Source organism: Phycisphaerae bacterium, from assembly GCA_018003015.1.
In the GTDB taxonomy this organism is placed as follows: domain Bacteria; phylum Planctomycetota; class Phycisphaerae; order UBA1845; family PWPN01; genus JAGNEZ01.
The window spans coordinates 81,782-100,765 of sequence record JAGNEZ010000006.1 but is presented as its reverse complement, the minus strand read 5'-3'; the positions used below and the strand labels follow the sequence as shown (position 1 = coordinate 100,765).

Sequence of the window (18,984 nt, the reverse complement as noted above, 5' to 3'; positions counted from 1 at the left end):
GGACAACGCCGGCAAGTGAAATCGAGGGGCAGCGGGAAGCCAAACCGGATGCCGCGGCCCCTTGCCTGCCCGGGCAATGCCGGTCGAATCGAATTCGGCCGAAAGGGCAGAAGAAGGACGCCAGGGTAACAAGCTGGTAACATAGGTGGCTTACACTTCGACCGGCGTGTACGTGGACCCCTTTGAACATGGTCGAGGAGTGAACGTCATGAACCGCACATTAAGCCTGATCCTGATCGGCACCCTGGGCTTGCTGCCCTATCCCGCGGCTGCGGCCGAGTCCGTTTCGGTCCTGTTAGAGAAGGCCGTCTACGCAGAGGAAACCAAGGGGGACGTGGAGGAAGCCATCCGATTGTACAAGCAGATCGTTGAGGTGGACAAGGCTGACCGGCCGTATGCCGCCCAAGCCATGTTCCGCCTAGCCGAATGCTACCTGAAGCAGAACAAGCCCGCCGAGGCGACGGCTACACTCCAAACCCTGGTCCAACGCTTCCCCGGCCAGAAGGAATGGGTCGAGAAGGCGAAGAAGCGGCTGGCCGGCTCACAGAGGAACCTCACCGAGGCCCAGATGGCTCCGCTGATCAAGAAAGCGATCACGATTATTTCGACGCTGACCGAGAGTGACCCCAAGGTCGGCGAGACGCTGGCGACCCTCAAGGGCCTCGACTCCAAGCTGGCCGCGAAGATCCTGGCCGGCCACCTCACGTCGTCGGAGGCCAACGCGCGGCGGGCGGCCATCTACATCCTGTGGATGGGTCAGTTCGACAACATCGAACCAGCGGCCGAGGGGCTGTTGGGACTCTGTTCGCATGAGGAGGATCTCACCCGCGGCATGGCAGCCTTGGCTCTGGGATCGAAGAAGATTGCATCCAGCTACGACAAAGTGGCGGAGATGGTTCTCAAGGACAAGAGCGGCTACGCCCGACGCTGCGCGGCGATCGCCCTCGGCTGGATGGGGCGACCCGAGGCAAAAGAAGTCCTCGAGAGAGCCAACAAGGACGAGGATGCCATGGTGCGGGCCAACGCCGAGGCGGCACTCAAGCTCCTCGAACAAGCGGCCACCAAGCCCCCTGTTATCCTGTCGACCACGCCGAAAGCGCTCGCCGATGACGTGCCCCCCGACACGACCGCGATCACAGCCACATTCGACCAGCGGATGCTCGACCAGAGCTGGTCGTGGACCGGCGGCGGCGACACTTACCCCAAGCTGACCGGCAGACCCTCCTACAACGCTTCCCGCACCCAATGCACGCTACCGGTTCAACTGCAGCCGGGCAAGGTCTACTGGGTCGGCATCAACAGCCCGAGCCACAGGAACTTCAAGTCAGAGGCAAAGATCCCGGCAGCCAGACATGTGATCCTCTTCGCAACGCGGTCCGCCGACGGCAAGCCCACGCCCATTCCTGAAGACCTTGTCAGCCAAGCCAAGGCCATTAACGAACGGGCGAAGCCGACAAGCGGTCAGCCATCGCCGGACAAGGCCATGGCTTTGCTCGATCCGGCGACGCGATCCGCGATCGAGCACTTCGAGCAGTCCTTCGCAAACTGGTTTCGACCCGAAACACGATATGAAGCGGCCTCGCAGGCGGAGAAGGACGCGATGGTGGAGCAGTGGCTGGCCGAAGCCCGCGGGAACGACTTCAGAACCCGCACGCGGGCGATCGCGGCCCTGGGCAACATCTCCTGCAAAAAGGCCACCAACGCGTTGATCAGCATCGTCGACGAACCGATGGGCAACCAGCGCCCCAAGTGGATGGCGATCCGGGGCCTGGGCCGGATCGGCGATAAGGCGGCCGTACCCGTTCTGATCGAGCTGGTCGAATACGGCAACCAGAATGTGCAGGTCTACGCCCGGCTGGCCCTGGCCCAGATTACCGGCGAGTACTTCGGAACCTCGAAGGAGAAGTGGCGAGCCTGGTGGAAGAGTCATCGGTGATGTGGGGCGGACGGGCGACGTCAGCTACCTACCTGAGGGCGGCGGGAATGCGGGCAAGGAGGCACGAATCGTGATTCAACAAAGGCCCCCGGTTATCTGGATCATGTTCATCAGCCTCGCTCTGATGGTGTTGGGCAAGATCCTGTCGGCGGTGAAGGTCGGGCCTCTGATCCTGATCGATGCGGGTATCTCCGCTCTGTTACTCTGGGGGCTCTGGCGGATGAGGAGTTGGGCGTTTATCCTCACCCTGGCGGCGGCCGGCTTCGGCACAGTTCTGGCCTTTACTCGACCTCACGGGCATGGGGTGACTGTCTTGTTCCTCAATGCACTTGTCGTGGTCCCGCTGCTCTTGTGCCGTGGTCTGTACCTCAAGCCAGACTCGGCACCGGAGGCGTCTCGGAGCCAAGGGCCGTCCCTCTGAAACCTTGGTCTTGCCGGGAGCACGAATGCGAATGACCCTACGCAAATGGGGCACACCAACCTCGGGAACGGGTTTCGGCCCTGTGCTCCTTCTGCTGATCGTCGCCGTCGTGGCCCCAACCGCCTGCCTGCTCTGGCTCATCACCCAGGCAACCCAGAACGAGCGCCTGGCCATCCGGCAGAAACTCGAGAATGCCTACCGGGCCGAGCTGCAGGAAGTGCGAGTCAGGCTCGAGGACTGGTGGCAGGACCGCGCCGACCGGCTGACCGCCCTCGCAGCCGACGTCCCCGCTGGCGAGCGATTTGCGAAGTTGGTCGATGGAAGACTCGCGGACAGCTTCATCCTGTACAACACCCAGGGCGAACTCGTGTACCCCGTCCTGCCGCGGCCGCGGGGGCCTGAAAGCCAGCCCATCGGAGGTTCCGAAGAATGGGTAAAGGCGGAAGACTTGGTCGCGGCCGGCTCCCTGACGGAAGCAGCCGGCATCTACCAAGTCATCGCCGACCAGGCGAACGAGATTGACCTGGCCGCCCAGGCCCTGATGGCCCAGGCCCGCTGCCTGGGCGGCGGCGGCCATCACCAGGCGGCCATCGAGGTGCTGGTCCATCGTCTATCCGAGCCCAGGTACGGCAACGCTCGGGATTCGAACGGCCGGCTGATCGTGCCCTCCGCGCAGCTGGTGGCCCTGGAGATGATGGCCGGCCGCTCCGCTGACCAGAGTGACTTCGGCCGGATCGCCCAAGATCTGCGCGCCCGGCTGCTCAACTACCGCGAACCAGTCATGCCAACCGCCCAGCGTCTGTTCCTGATGGAACGGCTTGCCTCCTTAGTCCCTCAGCCCTACTTCGAGCGGTGGGACGCGGAGAAGCTGGCTCTTGACTACGTGGAGAGCCAGACGCCGCTGCCTTCGACCACGATTCTCACCCGTACCCTGTCGAACAAGGTCTGGCAATTCGCCTCCGCGGACAAAACCGTGGTCGCCCTGTTACAGGAATCACGAATCGTCAGCGAGATGGCGGCTATGGCGAAGAAATGGGCCACATTGCCCGAGGCCGCCGTCTGGGTCTTCCCCACCGGCGCAGGCCTGAACGACCGCGAGTGCTTCCTGCGAGAACCCGTTGGCCAGACGATGACCGACTGGCAATTCAACGTCAAACTGGCGGGACCCAACCCCTTCGCCAAGGCCGCTGAACGGCAGATCGCCATCTACTGGTGGACAGGAATACTGGTAATCCTCGCGTGCGCGGCGGTCACTCTCGTCCTGGCTCGGCACATGGGCCGCCAGGTTCGCCTAACCCGACTGAAGAACGACCTCATCGCGACCGTGTCACACGAGCTGAAAACGCCGCTGTCGTCGGTCCGAGTGCTGGTCGAGACGCTGCTTGACAATGAATGCGGAAACCCGAAACAGACGCGCGAGTACCTCGAGCTGATTGCCAGGGAGAATCAGAGACTCAGCCGGCTGATCGACAACTTTCTCACCTTCTCGCGGATGGAGCGCAACAAGCGGGCTTTCGAAATGCGGGTGGTCACCCTGAGTGAGGTAGCGAAGGACGCGGCCGAGGCCGTTCACGAGCGTTTCCACGCCGCCGGCTTCCAGCTCGAGATCAAGACCGCCCCTCAGCTTCCGCAAGTCACGGGCGACCGCGATGCGCTCGTGACCGTCCTGGTCAACCTCCTGGACAACGCCCTGAAGTACGCCCGAAACGACAAACGCGTGGCGGTCCGCATCAATGCCGAGGGCGACCAGGTGTGCATGGCGGTGGAAGACCACGGCATCGGCCTCAGCCGCCGGGATATCCGCCGCATCTTCGATCGGTTCTACCAGGCCGACCAGAGCCTCTCGCGCGAGAGCGGGGGATGCGGCCTCGGCTTGAGCATCGTGGAGTTCATCGTCGATGCCCACGGAGGTAGAATCGACGTCCGCAGCCAGCCCGGCCAGGGCAGCACGTTCAGCATCTGGCTGCCGGCTCGGGTGGAGGCGACGAGGACCGAACAAGGATGAACGGTGAAGAGCATATCCTGATCATCGAGGACGACGCGGCGCTGCTCCGCGGCTTGAAGGACAATTTCGAGCGGCACCACTGGCGGGTCTCCACCGCCACCGATGGGGAGCAAGGGCTGATGGCTGCCCTGGACACCAAGCCCGCCCTCATCCTTCTCGACATCATGTTGCCGAGAATCAACGGCTACGAAGTCTGTCGGCGGCTGCGGGAGAAGGGGTTCGACGTGCCCATCATCATGCTGACCGCCAAAGGGCAGGAGTCGGACATCGTCCTGGGCTTGAACCTCGGCGCGGACGACTACGTGACCAAGCCGTTTAGCGTCCGCGAGTTGCTGGCCCGAGCCAACGCCTTCCTTCGCCGCCGCCGCCAGAAGGATGCCTCCATCCACGATTTCGGTCCTTTTCGACTTGACCTGACGTCCCACCGCCTGCTTCGGGGTGCGGCCGAGGTCATCCTCACCCCGAAGGAGTTCCGGCTACTGACCCATCTGATCCGCCATGCAGGACGAGCGTTCACCCGTAACGAGTTGCTCAACGCCGTCTGGGGCGACGACGTCTTTGTTACCCGGCGAAGCGTCGATCGCTGCGTGACCACCCTGCGCGGCAAGATCGAGCCGGATCCTCGCCGTCCGAGGTTCATCCAGACCGTCCGCGACATCGGCTACCGCTTTGAAATCCCCGATGATGAGCAAGTGCAAATCGACCGCTAAGCGCGTAGAATTGCGGGATGGCCACGACTCCGCGAAGAACAGGTCCCGCACGAGACAAGCAACCCGATGGGACGGGCTTGATCGATCTCGATCCCTGGCTCAAGCCCTACGCCGACGCCCTTAAGTACCGGTATGAGCACTTTCAGAAGACCTTGGCTCGGATCGGCGCGTACGCAGGTTCACTGGAGGAGTTCAGCCGAGCCCACGAGTACTTCGGCTTCACCCGAGGCCAGCATGATGGCGAGCCCGGAGTGTGGTATCGCGAGTGGGCTCCCAAGGCCAACGCCCTGTTCCTGACCGGCGACTTCAACCGCTGGGACCGCCACTCCCACCCCATGGCCCGCGATGCCAAGGGCGTCTGGAGCATTTTCCTCCCGGACAGGCAGTATGCCTGGCGGCTGGTCCATGACGGCGGCGTCAAGGTCCACGTGGTCAGCAGCCTGGGACCGCTGGACCGCATCCCGGCCTACATCCGACGTGTCACCTTCGACCCGAAATCCTTCGACAGCTGCGGGCATTTCTGGAGCCCGCCTTCTCCTCATGAGTGGAAGCACGCATCACCCCAGATCGAGGGCGGCCTCCGAGTCTACGAAGCTCATGTGGGCATGGCCACCGAGCAAGAACGCATCGGCACGTTCCAGGAGTTCACCGAGCAGGTCCTCCCGCGAATCAAGGAAGCCGGATACAACGCCGTCCAGTTGATGGCCGTGCAGGAGCACCCCTACTACGGCTCGTTCGGCTATCACGTAAGCAGCTTCTACGCCGTCTCCTCGCGGTTTGGCACACCGCGCGACTTCAAGCGGCTGGTGGACGCCGCCCACGGACATGGGCTGCTGGTACTGCTCGACCTGGTGCACAGCCATTCGATCAAGAACCTGCACGACGGACTGAACCAATTCGACGGCACGGACTACCAGTACTTCCACGCCGGCGGCCGGGGCCAGCACCCGGCCTGGGATTCACTGCTGTTCGACTACTCCAAGCTCGAGGTCCAGCAGTTTCTGCTCAGCAACGTCCGCTACTGGCTGGAAGAGTACCACCTGGACGGCTTCCGGTTCGACGGCGTCACCAGCATGATGTACTTGGACCACGGCCTGGGGCGAGATTTTGGACACTACGACAACTACCTGATCTTCGGGCTAGACACCGACGCCATTGCCTACCTGCAACTGGCCAACCAGGTCGCCCATGCGGTCAACCCTCGGGCCATCACGATCGCCGAAGACGTCTCGGGCATGCCCGGCCTCTGCCGGCCGCTCGACGAGGGCGGTCTTGGCTTCGATTACCGGCTCGCGATGGGCATCCCCGATTACTGGATCAAGCTCCTCAAGGAGAAACGTGACGAGGAGTGGTCCATGGGCGAGATCTACCACGTCCTGACCAATCGCCGGGCCCATGAGAAGCACATCGCCTATGCCGAGAGCCATGACCAGGCCCTGGTTGGCGACAAGACCCTGGCCTTCTGGCTGATGGACAAGGAGATGTACTGGCACATGAGTAAGGGCGGTCCAGCCAACCTGATCATCGACCGCGGCATCGCCTTGCATAAGATGATTCGACTCATCACCTTCAGCCTTGGTGGCGAGGCTTACCTCAACTTCATGGGTAACGAGTTTGGCCACCCCGAGTGGATCGACTTTCCCCGCGAGGGCAACGGGTTCAGCTACAAGTACGCTCGACGCCTGTGGCACCTGATGGACGACCCCATGCTGCGTTACTGCGATCTGGCCGCGTTCGATCGGCACCTGCAGGCCCTTGACACCAAGTACGACCTGCTATGCTCACCACTGGTCGAACAGCTGCACTACGACGAACCGGCCAAGCTGCTCATGTATCGCCGCGGCCCGCTGGTCTTCGTCTTCAACTTCCACCCATCGACTTCGGTCACCGGTTACCGTTTCGGCGTCCCCGATCGTGAGACCTACTGCATGGTCCTCAACACCGACGATTTCTGGTTTGGAGGACACGGCCTCGTGGACCACGGCCAGGAACACCCTTGGCAACAGGTTCCCGCCGACGGCCGCGACCAGTCCATCCAGATCTACATCCCCGCCCGAACCGCCCAGGTCCTGGCTCCCAGGACGATCGCGGCCCAGAAGGAGGGGGAGAAAACAGACTGAGCCGCGAACGCCCGGGATCGGAACAGGATCCCACAGCCCGACCGTCACGATCGTTCTTCGATCACGATCGGCCACTTTCCGGGAAGTCCAGACGCGAGGGTCTGTCGCAGCCTGAGTGGGGGCATGGCACGCGAACGGCGGTTTCCCCGCCGGCGACACGCCTGCCCCCACACCGAGGGACAGCGAAGGAGTCGCCGTGGCCCTGTCGGGGGACGGTCCTATAGTCCCAGACCGCCACCGAGTCCACGTCAGAAGCCGTCACGAGCGGCCGTTGACTTTGCGGTTTAGTTGTGGGACACTGACGGGTCTGTACGAAGTGAAGGGCTCGTTTCGGAGATCGGAGCTTATGTCGGTCAAGGTGAGCGAACTCAAGAGAGGCCAGGTCATCGAGTACGAAGGTCTGCGCTACACGATCAAGGATCTGCAGCACGTTGCCAAGGGGAACTGGCGGAGTTACTACCAGGTCAAGCTCAAGGACTTCAAGACTGGCCGCATCATCGACCAGCGCATGGCCCCGGACGACCGCATCGAGACCGTCTTCGTGCAGACCAAGCCGTTCGAATATCTGTACCGGGACGGCGACGACTACATCATGGCCGACGTGGACACCTACGACCAGATCCCCGTCTCCGGCGATATCTTCGGCGACGCCCTGCAGTTCCTCAAAGAGAACACCCGCTGCGTCTGCTCGGTCATCGACGGGGTCATCGTCAGCGGCGACCTGCCCAACACGGTCGATTTGCAGGTCACGGACACCCCCCCGGGCATCAAGGGCGCGACCGCCACCAACCAGAACAAGGAAGCCACCCTGGAGACCGGCGCGAAGGTCAAAGTCCCGCCTTTCATCGAGGTCGGCGAGATGATTCGGGTAGATACCCGCACCGGTGAGTATCTTGAGCGGGCCAAGTAGCCGTCCACTGTCAGCGGGCGCAACCGATCCTCTTGCCACATCATCAGCACTGGGTTAGCCTGCAGGGGTCGTTGTTTGCGCGGGCTGAGCGACTCCTCACCGGACCGTCTTCTTCGGACCACCGGTGAGACAGGTACTGTCGCGTTTCTCAACTGGCTTTCGGTTCTAATTCGGACCAGGCACGCAAGAAGGGGAGTGACGAACATGAATCGTCTGCACGTTTCGTTATTGGCGACGTCTTCGTTGTGGGTACTGCTGGCCGTCGGCTGCAAGGAATCGGAGCAGCCGAGCAAGCCGGCCACACCCGCTGGACCAAGCACGCTCGCCGCACCCGCCGGGCAGTTGCCGGCCGTGCCCCTGGGACTGGATCCCGTGAGCATCCCCGCGGACAACCCCATGACCGAGGCCGAGGTTGAGCTTGGGAAGATGCTCTACTTCGACAAACGGCTGAGCAAGGAGAATGACATTGCCTGCGCCACCTGCCACGATCCGACAATGGCCTGGGCCGAGAAGACGGCGACCAGCAAAGGCATCCACGGCCAGCTCGGAGACCGAAACGCGCCCACGATCATCAATGCCGCGTACCTGCGCGTCCAGTTCTGGGACGACCGGGCCGCGACGCCAAGTTGACAGAACAGGACATCCAGGACCTGGTCGAATTCATGAAGGCCTTGTCAGGTGAGTACCCGAAAACCCAGCCACCCAGACTACCGGGGTGAAACGTCGAAACGCCGAAAGCCGAAACGCCGAAATGAGCACCTGAGGCATGGCTTCAGCCCGACTAAGAAGACGATCGCCTCGGCTATCGGCGATTCAGGTATGGGTGTTTCGACTGGGCAATATCCTTAGGTATCGAGGCCTCCGATTTCGGCTTTCGGCGTTTCGGCTTTCGGTTTTCTCTTGAGGTTTGGACCATGAACCCGACTCCCACCTGCCCCGTGCATCTGCCTTCGCTGTCTCTGCCGGCCAAGCTCCTGCTCACGCTCTTTCTCTTCCTCATGGGCGCGGGCGTGCTGGTCTCGCGGGCCAACATCTACCATCACCATCATGACGCGGATCTTGACCCGGCACTGACCGTGGACGACATCCGACGCACGTTCCACGGGATGGAGAAGATGGTCACTGCACAAGAAAGCACGGCCGAGCTTTCAGAAATGCTCAAGGAAGTTTCGCCGGGCGGACGAATGCGGAAGTACTTGGAAGCGGGCGGTCCGGCAGCGGTCCGATCGCTCACTACCTGGCTGGAAGCCGGCGCCAAGGAGGCGGACTTCACCGTCGTCGGCAAGCCCCAAGCCGGCGATCCGTCGCCTCAAACAGTGATCGGCCAATGCTGTGTGCGCTGCCACAATGCCAAGGACGGTGATGAATCCGACATCCCCTACGCACCCGACTCGGCCACCGCCCCGCAGTTCGCCTTGGTCGCCAAGCTGGCCGCTCCGAAGATCGGGCCGATGGTCACGAAGACCTCGACGATCTACCTCGCTCCGACAGCCACGAACGAGCTGGTCCAGATCACCCATGCCCACATCCTGGCGATCCCGGTGTTCACGCTCATTGTCGGTGGCCTGTTCCTGCTGACCGGTCTGCCCGCCGGGATCAAGCTCATCCTCGGCCCTCTGCCGATGCTGGCCGTCTGCATGGACATCGGCGGCTGGTGGCTGGCCCGCCCCTTCGAACCGGTGATCTACCTTATCGCCGCCGCCGGCGCGATTCTCGCGGCGGGATTGGGCGCACAGATTCTGTGTGTCCTGGGGTCGATGTGGTTCGGGGCACGACGGCCGGCGTGACCCGGTGGACGCGGGATGATACGAAGCCGGTTCGGTGCGAGGAATGCCGAATCGCTCAACTAGATTGCATCCTGCCGTCAGAGGGAGTAGCGAGTATCGAGACGCAGGCAGGGGGCACCGCCAGGCCGCCTCGCGTACCGATTCCGCGCGAGAGGAGCAGGCGCATGATTCGGCTCGCCCGCCCGGACTTCGTTGACCATCACAGACGAGCAACCCCAAGATGGACGATCGTCCCGGCGTTCCTGCTCCTGGCAGCGGCCAGCCTCGCGGCCGAACCCAAGCCGCCCAAACCCAACCCGGCCAAACCGGTCAAGGGTGCTCTACGAACGGACGATTGCATCTCACCGGTCAACGTTCCTCATTTGCCTCATCCTCATATATCACGGCAAGACAGGCGGCTACCCCGAGTCTCTCGATGAACTCGAGGATCCGGACATGAGTAAACTCCGCATCGACCCGTTCAGCGGCCGGGACTTCGTCTACAAGCAGCGGTCGAAGGGCTTCTTGCTCTACAGTGTCGCGGAGAATCTCAAGGACGACGGCGGCAAGCACGACGATTCGTGGAAGAATGGCGATTTCGTCTTCTGGCCGGTGCAGGCGAAGACCAAACCGGCGTCACCCAAGTGACACTTCCAGCGTCGCCCCTTCCTTTAGCACGACCTCTTCCGAGAGTGCGAGTTGCGCGCGGCCGGCTTCGATCTTCAGAGTGGCCGGCACATTCTCGCCCGCCGCCGTCACCGTGGCACTCACCGGGCGTGTCCCCTCGGCCAGCCCAAACGCCAGTGACCGCAAGCGCAGCCTGCCCCATTTCATCTCGATGGTGTCTTGTTGGGCAACACCGGTACGCTTCTGAATGAACGCGCCCCAGCCTTCGCCGGTAGTGAACGCGGCTCGGAAGTTGTCAGGCGTCAGGCGCGGGGCGAAGCCGAGGTGGCCCTTGGGCCCGTGATGCTCGTAGCCGCAGGCGGCCAGGAACACTCCGTAGCTGGCCATCGCCCGGGCATAATGGTCGCCGCACTCGACCTCGTTCCACGGATTGCGCCGCGCGGGGTGATAGCGGTCGTGGATCGTCCGAGCGATCGCCAGACCTTCGAGGAGCATGCCCTCGGCCAGCATGTGCCCAGCGACCTGGTATTCGAAACCGGTCATGCACTCGTTGAAATAGGAGTCGTAATCGCGTGTCACACGCAAGCCCTCGCCGCGCGGCCAGGTGCACATGAGCAAGCCACCTTCGCCGGCCATGGCGTACCACCGGCCCGGCTTATGGGCAGCGCGATAGGGGCCGACGTCGGGGGTGTAGTTGTACCGCCACAGCGAGCGGAGGGCAGAACGGGTCTTCTCCGGGTCGGTGATACGGCCTAGACCCAACTGCCACGACCAGCTCTGGCCGAAGACCTGGTCGATCTCGCAACCGTCGTACGAGCCAACGGTTTGGGCGTGCTTCTCGTCAGGTCTGTGAACGTAGTACTCGCCGTTGAACAGCGTCGCATCGACCCTGGGACCGCCCTTCTCGAAGATCGCCCGGCAGCGGGCGGCGAAGGTGTCGTCGCCGACCTCGCGGGCCATCTTCTCGCCGGCGCGTACGGCCGCCAGATAGAGGCCGCTCAGCCAGGCGACCTGGCCGTACCAATCGGCGTCGAGCGTATTGTGCTGCGGACCCTGAATGATGCCCTCCGCATTGGGATCCTTGCTCATCAGGAACTCGATCGACTTCTTGACCTTCGGCCAGAGGCGGCGAAGGAACGCATCGTCGGTGCTCATCTGGTGCTCGCGATAGGTCCGCAGGATGCAGCCCGCCTGGCCGTCGACTGCCCAATGGTCATTGTGCTCGGCACGGAAGCGGATCCGGCCGGTGTCGGGGTTGAAGCCGGCACCGTAATCGGCGCGTTCACGGAGCGATCGCTCCAGCACGGGGAACAGCCGCCCCACCGCATGGGCGTAGTGCCACACGTGGGTGCAGGTACCGGCGCAGCAGCCGACGCCCTCCCAGCCGTAGAACCGGCCGCTGTCGAACCAGTAGCACGTATTGGTCGCCAGGATGGACGTATTGAGGAACGTGCGATCGAGGAACCAGCGCGGGAGCGTGGAGTCGTACCAGGTGTCGTGCCAAAGCCGGGTCTGGGCATCAAGACGAGCGAAGTTGGCGGCCACATGCTCGGCCACCGCCAGGGCGTTGGGGAATCGCTTGCCGTACCAGCGGCCCCCTTCGCGTTCGAGGCCGTGCAGCTTGATGTTCGGGAAGTGCCAGGTGACGACGAATGTCACTGTGGCGGACGCCTGCGGAGCGAGGCTCAGGGTACGGCCGAGGGCGCCGATCAGTTTACCGGCCGAAGTGGAGGCCGGCGAAGCGTCGGATGCGGCAGTTCGATCCGGGAACAGCGCGGCGTCGCCGTTGCGTTCTGGTGTGACGGCCGTCGCGAGGTCGCTGGCTTGAGGTTCGAGCAGGGCTAGCCCCATCGTGCCGAAATCGGGCTGGTCGCTTAGCTTGCCGCCCGGGCCCTGCGGCGTATCGGTGAACACGATCTGATCGATGCCGATATTGCCCCAGCCGCCCTTCTCGTTGTCCACGATCTGCAGCCTGGCCGTCTTGCCCGCCCATGGCCGGATGTCCCAGCCGCCGGGATTCATGCGATTGTCGTTCCAGCCGGTCAGAGTGCGCACCACTTTGTCGTCGATCAACAAGTTGATGCAGGTCTTGCCTTTGTGGGCTCCGCCGCCGATCAGGAACGAGATGAAGTCGCGCTCGATGGTGAATGGCTTGCTGGTCAGCGTGCCGACATGAGCGTCGCCCGCACCGACTTCCTCGCCGTTGCGCGTGTTGTGCGTGTTGACCAGGCGCTCGCCCTTCGAGCCGACGTCGCCCTGGTAAACAGGCATCTTGCTCTTCTCGATCGGGCCGGGACCGAAGGCGGTGCCGGTGGCGGTCCAGCCTTCGTAGGTCTGCCGCTCGAAATCCTCGAAAACGAGATCCGGCCTCCTCGACGCCGACGGCTTCTCGGCTAGCGGCTCCATGTCGCACTCGAGACAGGTGAGTCCACCCAGGCGAACGATCCGATTGCGCCGCACGCCTGCAAACGATTGTTCGCTACGCAGGCCAACTGCGTTTTCGAGCCAGCCGGCCAGCTCCACATTGACCTTCTCCGCACCGCTGTTCTTGATGGTGAAACGCATCACCGTGGCAGGCAATGCGGAATCGTCGGCGTTGAGCGGAATGAAGGGCGAGAACGCGTCGAGCGACACGGCCACGGCCGAGCTATCATCCCGGTACTCGACATGACCTACGGGGTACTCTCCAAGAAACGAGACGTCCTTCCAGCCAGCGCGGTCCAACGTGCGGACCCGCGATAGACCGCCCGAAGTGATGCGGAGGGCGAAGCCGTGCTCCAGAGGTGAGGAGGGAGCCATTGGCTGTGCGTAGTGTTCGGCCCCCGTGCCGGTCACTTCGTTGAAGATATCCCAGTGCCAGAGCCGGCCATCGCCTCCGAGGTAAAGCTGGCCCGTACAGATCCCGCCGACGGGCATGCCAATCTTCTCCAGATCGGCGCCGCGATACACCGCCTGCGACCCGCGGGCGAAAAGCGACTTCACCCAATCGGGATGGAGCTTCTTGTCGGCCGGAACGAGTCTCTCAAAGTCGGACGCTTCAAACGGACCAGCCATGACCGGCATCCCCGATATGGCCGCGTTTGCCATGGCCAGACCGGCCACCTTCAGCACGTCACGGCGGCACATCCCTGTGCAGCAGTCCGCCGAACGAGGAGAGGCTTCCGCAGCACTACTGCACGGTTGTGTATGGTTATTCATGTTCCGCACCTCGCGTTCACGCAACTCTGGATCGAGAACCGACCGCGTCCATGCACGAGCGGCCATCCACCCGGGCATACTCTATCCCCATGCCACCGACGCAGACAAGGTCGCCACCCCGGGAGACGAACCCCCACCAGCACGCCTGGGGCCGCGAGGATGACGAACAGGAGTACAATGAGCATCGCGACAGAGATCATTCGACATCCTCGCCTTCTGAGAATGGGGCAGCGGCTGCTGCCATCCGAAGGCGAGGGCATTCTACTACCGCACCCGAACAACCGCAGAACACGCCGTCTTCACGGGGCGTGCCGCCCGACGGCCGATGCTCCCTCCCCAACTACTTGTCCGCCAGCCTTGTTTCCTCGCCTGGCTTGCTCCCACCGTGCTTTTCTCTAGAATCGCTGACTCATGGGAGGTACAGACCCGCCCAACAAACTGCTGGACCCCTTGCCTCAACGGCCGACAGACTATGCCGGACGGCCGATCGGACCGCTGCGCCTGGCCCGGGCCATGACCATCAACATCCTCGGCGGCACTTCGATCATGATGTCGATCGCGGTGTTGTGGCCGACGGCAGGCATTACCGCGGTCTTCATGGCCGAACAGCTCGGGGCGAGCAAGACCCTGATTGGAATGAACCTCACCCTGGTAAGTCTGGCGACGGCCGCATCACTGCCCGGGGCGGCCGTCTTCTGCCGGCTCCAGCGCCGCCGGGCAACCTGGATCATCATCACCGCCTTGGCCCGCTCGTGCATGTTCGGCTCGGCGGCCGTGGCCCTGCTGGCCGGCTACCGCGAGTGGCATACCACCCTGATCTGGGTATTCATGGTTGGCTTGCTCCTGGTTCAGGGCGGGAGCGTCTTCACCTCGCCCGGTTACTGGTCCTGGATGGCCGACCTCATCCCGGACGCGATCCGGGGGACCTTCTTCGGACGCCGATACCGGTGGATGTTGCTCGGCCAGTCGGTGGTGACCATCGCGGCCGGCGCCCTCGTGGATCGAACCAGCGGTGAAGCGGCCGTTCGCCATATGTACTTCGCCGTCTTCATGGTCATGGCCGCATTGGCGGTGCTCGACCCGCTGTTGTTCTGCGCGGTGCCCGAACCGGTCCGGCCGCCGCCGGAACGTCGCACCCTGCGAAAGCTGGCCGACGAGTATCTCGCACCGCTGCGGGACAAGCCGTTTCGCAGCGTCCTGATCGCTCAGGGCATTTATCTATTCTTCTACAACGTGCCCATCGTGTTCCTGCCGCTGTTCCTCCGTGGCGAAGAAGTGGACGGCGTCTGGTTGGGCGGTCATGCGGCGTTGTGGCTGGTTTCGGCCGTCTGGGTCGTGTACGCGGTGGGTACTGCCCTGGCTGCCAGCCAATGGGGTCGACTTGCGGACAAGATCGGACACCGCACGGTCTGGCTGCTGAGTTCATTGGGGCTGTTGACTCACGTCACCTACTTCTTCATCAACGAGGAGAACTACACGTGGATCGCGCTGGTCAATGCTGCGGCATACGGAGTGCTGTTCGGCGGCCAGACCGTGGCGGTTCAGAACCTGGCCCTGTCCATGGCGCCAAGCCGGCAGCATGAGTTCTACATGGGCATGTTCCAGGCGGTGACGGCCGTTGCCAGCGCGTTCGGGCCGCTGCTGGCTGGCTGGCTAGCGGACATCTGTCGCGTCGTTCCATGGTTCAAGCTGCCCAGCGGCCAGCCGGTGTGCTACATGCACGTATTGCTGATAATCACTTTCGCCGGAGTCTTTCTCACCATCCCTCTTATGGCCCGCATTCCCGATCCGATGGGTACGGCCGTCCGCCCGTGGTTGGGCCGGCTGATCTCCGGCGACCTGTGGCGGATCACCTGGAACATCAGTGTGCTGGGTTCAGCGTCGAGCGTCTCGCGAGCGGTGCGAGCCCTGCGACGGATCAGTCCGCGTGACGGGAACATGATGCTACCCGAAATCGTGGGCGCGCTGGACGACCCAGATCTGGCCATTCGGCGGGAAGCCTTGCTCGCCCTCGGCCGGCTGGGTACCCCCGAAGCCCTGGACATGCTCCGGTGGTATCTCCACGAACCGGACGCGTCAGTTCGGGCCCAGTCGATCGAAGCCATCAGTCAGGCGGAGATCGAGGATCGTACCGTCCTGCTCAAGCGAGCCCTGCACGATCCGGACGGCCGGGTCCGCCGGGCGGCAGTCGAGGCCCTGGGCCGCTCGGAGGACACGGCCGCAGCCGGAGAACTGCGCAGCCTGCTCGCCGGCGAGCACGATGCCGAGGTTCTCGCGGCCGCGGCGGCAGCCTTGTCCAATCTGAAGGAACTGGGTGCGGTTCACGAGATGATCGAGCTGGCCCTTCATTCGGGCAATACCACCGTTCGCTCCCAGATGCTCGTCGCACTGGCGGATCTCCTCGGCGGCAGCGGTGACTTCCAGATGCTCTGGCGGCAGGACCGGCACTGGCGAGGTAGCGGCTTCGCCAAGCTGGCCCGCAAGATCCGCCGCCAGGCCCGGCTGTTCGTCCGCGTCACGCTGCCGAGCGGGCCGATCTCTCGAGCCGATCGCAGGAGACTGCTCCTCCAGACCGACGCCGAGGTCGAACGGCTCCTCGAACAAGCCGAGGCCGAGGAGTGGCAAGAGGTCTTCAGGTCCCTGCAGCGACTGGCCTTCCAGTTCCTGCGTCTTCGTTACCGGTACCATGGAGACGAGGGACACGCCATCGAGTTCCTCACCGCCGTCGCTCCGACCCATGCCGAGCGATACTGGCTGATCGGCTACCTCAGCGATGCCTGCGTCAAGAGCACCGCTCCGGAAGCTCCATGGGACGGGCTGGCACTGCTGGCGACGTACGTGTTTGTGTATGGATGAACGTGGAGGCCGTAAGCCGAAACGCCGAGAACCGACACAGGAGAGACCGCTGACCTGTATTACCCGGAACCCTGTGACCAGGATTACGGCGATGACCGCCAGGCCGACACCGATGACCTCCATCAGGTTCGTGGAAAACCGCTGCCTGATTTCGTCTGTCGTCCCGGCCCCCTGCCCCGGCCAAGTGCCCGGTCCATTACCGCCGCCACCGCCACCTCCTCCACCCCCATGAAAGCCCCCCTCGCCGAGCGTGGCCAGGCAGGCGACGAAGCCGAGCACGAACCACTCGCCGAGATCCAATGGCTGAGACGTCATGAGCTTGGCGCGGTTGACAGGCTGCCCGTTCGGATCGGTCACCGAAATGCCCGTGAGCGGCGTCCATTGTCACTGCGTCGCTCGGCCGGGTCGCGGATCTGTGCCTTACGGCCTCATTGTCATCTTCCGGCCGCCTTCGCCGCACGAACCTGATCGATCGCCTCTTCATGCCTTCTTCGGCAGACTTCGAGCGTCGGGTGCCAGGCGGTCTGGAGGAAGCCGAGGAGGCGTTCCCTGGCGATGTGCTTGGAGCAGTAGTCCACGGTGAGGCGGAAGTTGTTGGAGCTCGACCAATTGCTTCCTGTTGGCACTTGCTCGTAGCCGTGCTTCTCAAGATCGAGGTATGCCTTGGCGGCGGTCACGTCGTTCTCGAACTTGTCGCCGTAGTACCAATTGGACTGAAGGACACTCCTGGGCATCTTCCTAAAGAACGGCTCGGCGTGCTTCCACAGATAATCCGACCAGATCCAGGCCCGCGAGCCAGCCCGCTCGATCTGCTCAACGTAGAACAGGAAATCGTGCCACCAAAGATCGTGCTGGCGGATGACGGCGTACTGGTACTCGCGCTGGTGTTCGGCGGTCTCCTCGTCCATGCCCAGGTGGAAGAACCGCGGCTTGTCGAACAGCTCGATGGCCTCGATGATGAGGTCTCGGCAGACTGTGTAGTAGGCATCGGTTGAGACGGCGCGGGCGTACTTGCCCAACCAGGCATCGTGGGTGGCCGAGAAATTCATCTTCGGGATCGGCTCAAGCCCCATCCTACGCAGTCGAGCCAACTCAGTCCTGAGCTTCTCGATTGGCCAGGCGCCTCTGACCGCGATTTCGGGATGGCTTCGGTACTGCACCCCGTCGCCCAGGTCGATGACCACCATGTTCAGGCCGGCGTCGACCATCCGTTTCAGCAGGTCATTCCACAGAGTCTCGTCGAAGCGAAGCTCCGGCCGGTATGCACCATAGAGCCCCTTCCAGGCGGGTGAATCCCAGTCGCACCACATGTTGTAGCTGAGGTGGAGGAGATCGGCCCAGATACGGCCTGGCCGGGCGGGTGCGGTGGTCGACGCCTGTCCCAGGGCACCGGGCAGTCGACCCGAGATGGCTGCAGCCATTGCAGCGGCAGCTCCGGCCTTCAGCAGGTCTCTTCGCTGAACCGTGGGTTGCATGGTCGGACCCTCCCCGATCACGAGCAAGCGGGACTGAAACACAGGACAGTCTAACGTGGTTGCGGAACAGGAGCCAGGGGAGCGGCTGACCATCCACCATGAGTACTCTGTCCGGCTAGGACTTGCGGATGAGTTGATGCGTCAGCCGACTGAGGATGCTGGAATGAAGCTGGCTCACCCGGCTTTCGGAGAGGTCGAGGGTCGAGCCGATCTCCTTCATGGTCATCTGCTCGTAGTAATAGAGCACGACGATGAGTCGTTCGATACGACTCAGGCCGCTCATGATGACGTCGCGCATGTCGCGTTTCTGCAGTTCGTTGAAGGGGTCTTCGCTCTGGCGGTCCTCGAGGACGTCGATCTCCTGGAGTTCGCGGGTGGAATCTTCGTCGTGGTACTTGCGTGAGAGCGAGACGAGCGACACGGCGTTGGCGTCGCGCATGAGCTTGTGAAACTCGGCCTTGCTGAGTCCCAATCGATGCGCCACCTCATCGTCGGAGGGAAGTCGCCCCAATTCTGCTCGGAGGGCTTTAGTGGCGACCTCAAGCCGATGAGCCCGGCTGCGAACAAGCCGCGGCACCCAATCCATGGTTCGGAGCTCGTCGAGGATTGCGCCGCGGATGCGTGCGGAGCAGTAGGTCTCGAACTTGACGCCGCGGCTGAGATCGAAGGCTTCGATGGCGTCGAGGAGCCCGAACGTGCCGGCGGAAACGAGGTCGTCGGTATCTACCTCGCTGGGTAGCTTGGTGGCCACCCGCTCGGCGGTGTAGCGAACGAGGGGCAGGTAATGCTCCATGAGCATATTCCGCAACCGGCGATCACCACTTTGTTTGTAATCCAACCAGACCTGCTGGATGTCCGTATCGAGGTCGGCCATCCATCACCTCCCCATAGGTCGTTGATCAGCCACCCCTGGCGAGCCGTTCAGGTCACCGGGGTCCCCCACCGGCCGTGGCAGGCGCT

13 protein-coding genes are annotated in these 18,984 nt (G+C 63.2%); 10 read left to right on the top strand and 3 right to left on the bottom strand.

Annotated features, from left to right (window positions below; genetic code table 11):
• The first annotated feature begins 208 nt into the window (after nt 1-208).
• The 9 genes from KA354_04485 to KA354_04445 all read left to right on the top strand — a co-directional run bounded on the left by KA354_04485 (nt 209) and on the right by KA354_04445 (nt 10,516).
• Nucleotides 209-1,936, top strand: coding sequence for a HEAT repeat domain-containing protein (locus tag KA354_04485; protein MBP7933888.1), 1,728 nt, complete (start codon nt 209-211; stop codon nt 1,934-1,936).
• A 70-nt stretch (nt 1,937-2,006) separates the two neighbouring features.
• On the top strand, nt 2,007-2,357 hold the full coding sequence (locus KA354_04480; GenBank protein ID MBP7933887.1) for a hypothetical protein: 351 nt from the start codon (nt 2,007-2,009) through the stop codon (nt 2,355-2,357).
• Between the two features lie 25 nt (nt 2,358-2,382).
• Nucleotides 2,383-4,362, top strand: a complete 1,980-nt coding sequence (locus KA354_04475) for a GHKL domain-containing protein (GenBank protein MBP7933886.1) — start codon at nt 2,383-2,385, stop codon at nt 4,360-4,362.
• Nucleotides 4,359-5,072 (top strand): response regulator transcription factor, encoded by a 714-nt coding sequence (locus KA354_04470; GenBank protein MBP7933885.1) that lies wholly within the window; start codon nt 4,359-4,361, stop codon nt 5,070-5,072. Before KA354_04475 ends, KA354_04470 begins: the two co-directional genes overlap by 4 nt.
• A 17-nt stretch (nt 5,073-5,089) precedes the next feature.
• On the top strand, nt 5,090-7,192 hold the full coding sequence (locus KA354_04465) for an alpha amylase C-terminal domain-containing protein (protein MBP7933884.1): 2,103 nt from the start codon (nt 5,090-5,092) through the stop codon (nt 7,190-7,192).
• Between the two features lie 346 nt (nt 7,193-7,538).
• Complete coding sequence (efp, locus tag KA354_04460; GenBank protein ID MBP7933883.1) at nt 7,539-8,102, top strand: elongation factor P; 564 nt, start codon at nt 7,539-7,541, stop codon at nt 8,100-8,102.
• A 204-nt stretch (nt 8,103-8,306) separates the two neighbouring features.
• A complete protein-coding gene (locus KA354_04455) occupies nt 8,307-8,732 on the top strand; it encodes a hypothetical protein (GenBank protein ID MBP7933882.1) in 426 nt (141 codons plus the stop codon).
• Nucleotides 8,733-9,016: 284 nt separating this feature from the next.
• Complete coding sequence (locus KA354_04450; GenBank protein MBP7933881.1) at nt 9,017-9,889, top strand: hypothetical protein; 873 nt, start codon at nt 9,017-9,019, stop codon at nt 9,887-9,889.
• A gap of 435 nt (nt 9,890-10,324) precedes the next feature.
• A complete protein-coding gene (locus KA354_04445; protein ID MBP7933880.1) occupies nt 10,325-10,516 on the top strand; it encodes a hypothetical protein in 192 nt (63 codons plus the stop codon).
• On the opposite strand, the gene KA354_04440 is transcribed toward KA354_04445, so the two are convergent.
• A complete protein-coding gene (locus KA354_04440) occupies nt 10,505-13,693 on the bottom strand; it encodes a hypothetical protein (protein ID MBP7933879.1) in 3,189 nt (1,062 codons plus the stop codon). The two genes, KA354_04445 and KA354_04440, sit on opposite strands and share 12 nt — an antisense overlap.
• Before the next feature lie 411 nt (nt 13,694-14,104).
• On the opposite strand from KA354_04440, the gene KA354_04435 reads away from it, so the two are divergent.
• Nucleotides 14,105-16,549: an MFS transporter gene (locus KA354_04435; protein ID MBP7933878.1), complete on the top strand. Its 2,445-nt coding sequence runs from the start codon at nt 14,105-14,107 to the stop codon at nt 16,547-16,549.
• Nucleotides 16,550-16,983: 434 nt separating this feature from the next.
• On the opposite strand, the gene KA354_04430 is transcribed toward KA354_04435, so the two are convergent.
• Both KA354_04430 and KA354_04425 read right to left on the bottom strand, forming a co-directional pair.
• On the bottom strand, nt 16,984-18,024 hold the full coding sequence (locus KA354_04430) for a Tat pathway signal protein (GenBank protein ID MBP7933877.1): 1,041 nt from the start codon (nt 18,022-18,024) through the stop codon (nt 16,984-16,986).
• 115 nt (nt 18,025-18,139) lie between these two features.
• On the bottom strand, nt 18,140-18,898 hold the full coding sequence (locus tag KA354_04425) for a FliA/WhiG family RNA polymerase sigma factor (protein ID MBP7933876.1): 759 nt from the start codon (nt 18,896-18,898) through the stop codon (nt 18,140-18,142).
• Between the last annotated feature and the right edge of the window lie 86 nt (nt 18,899-18,984).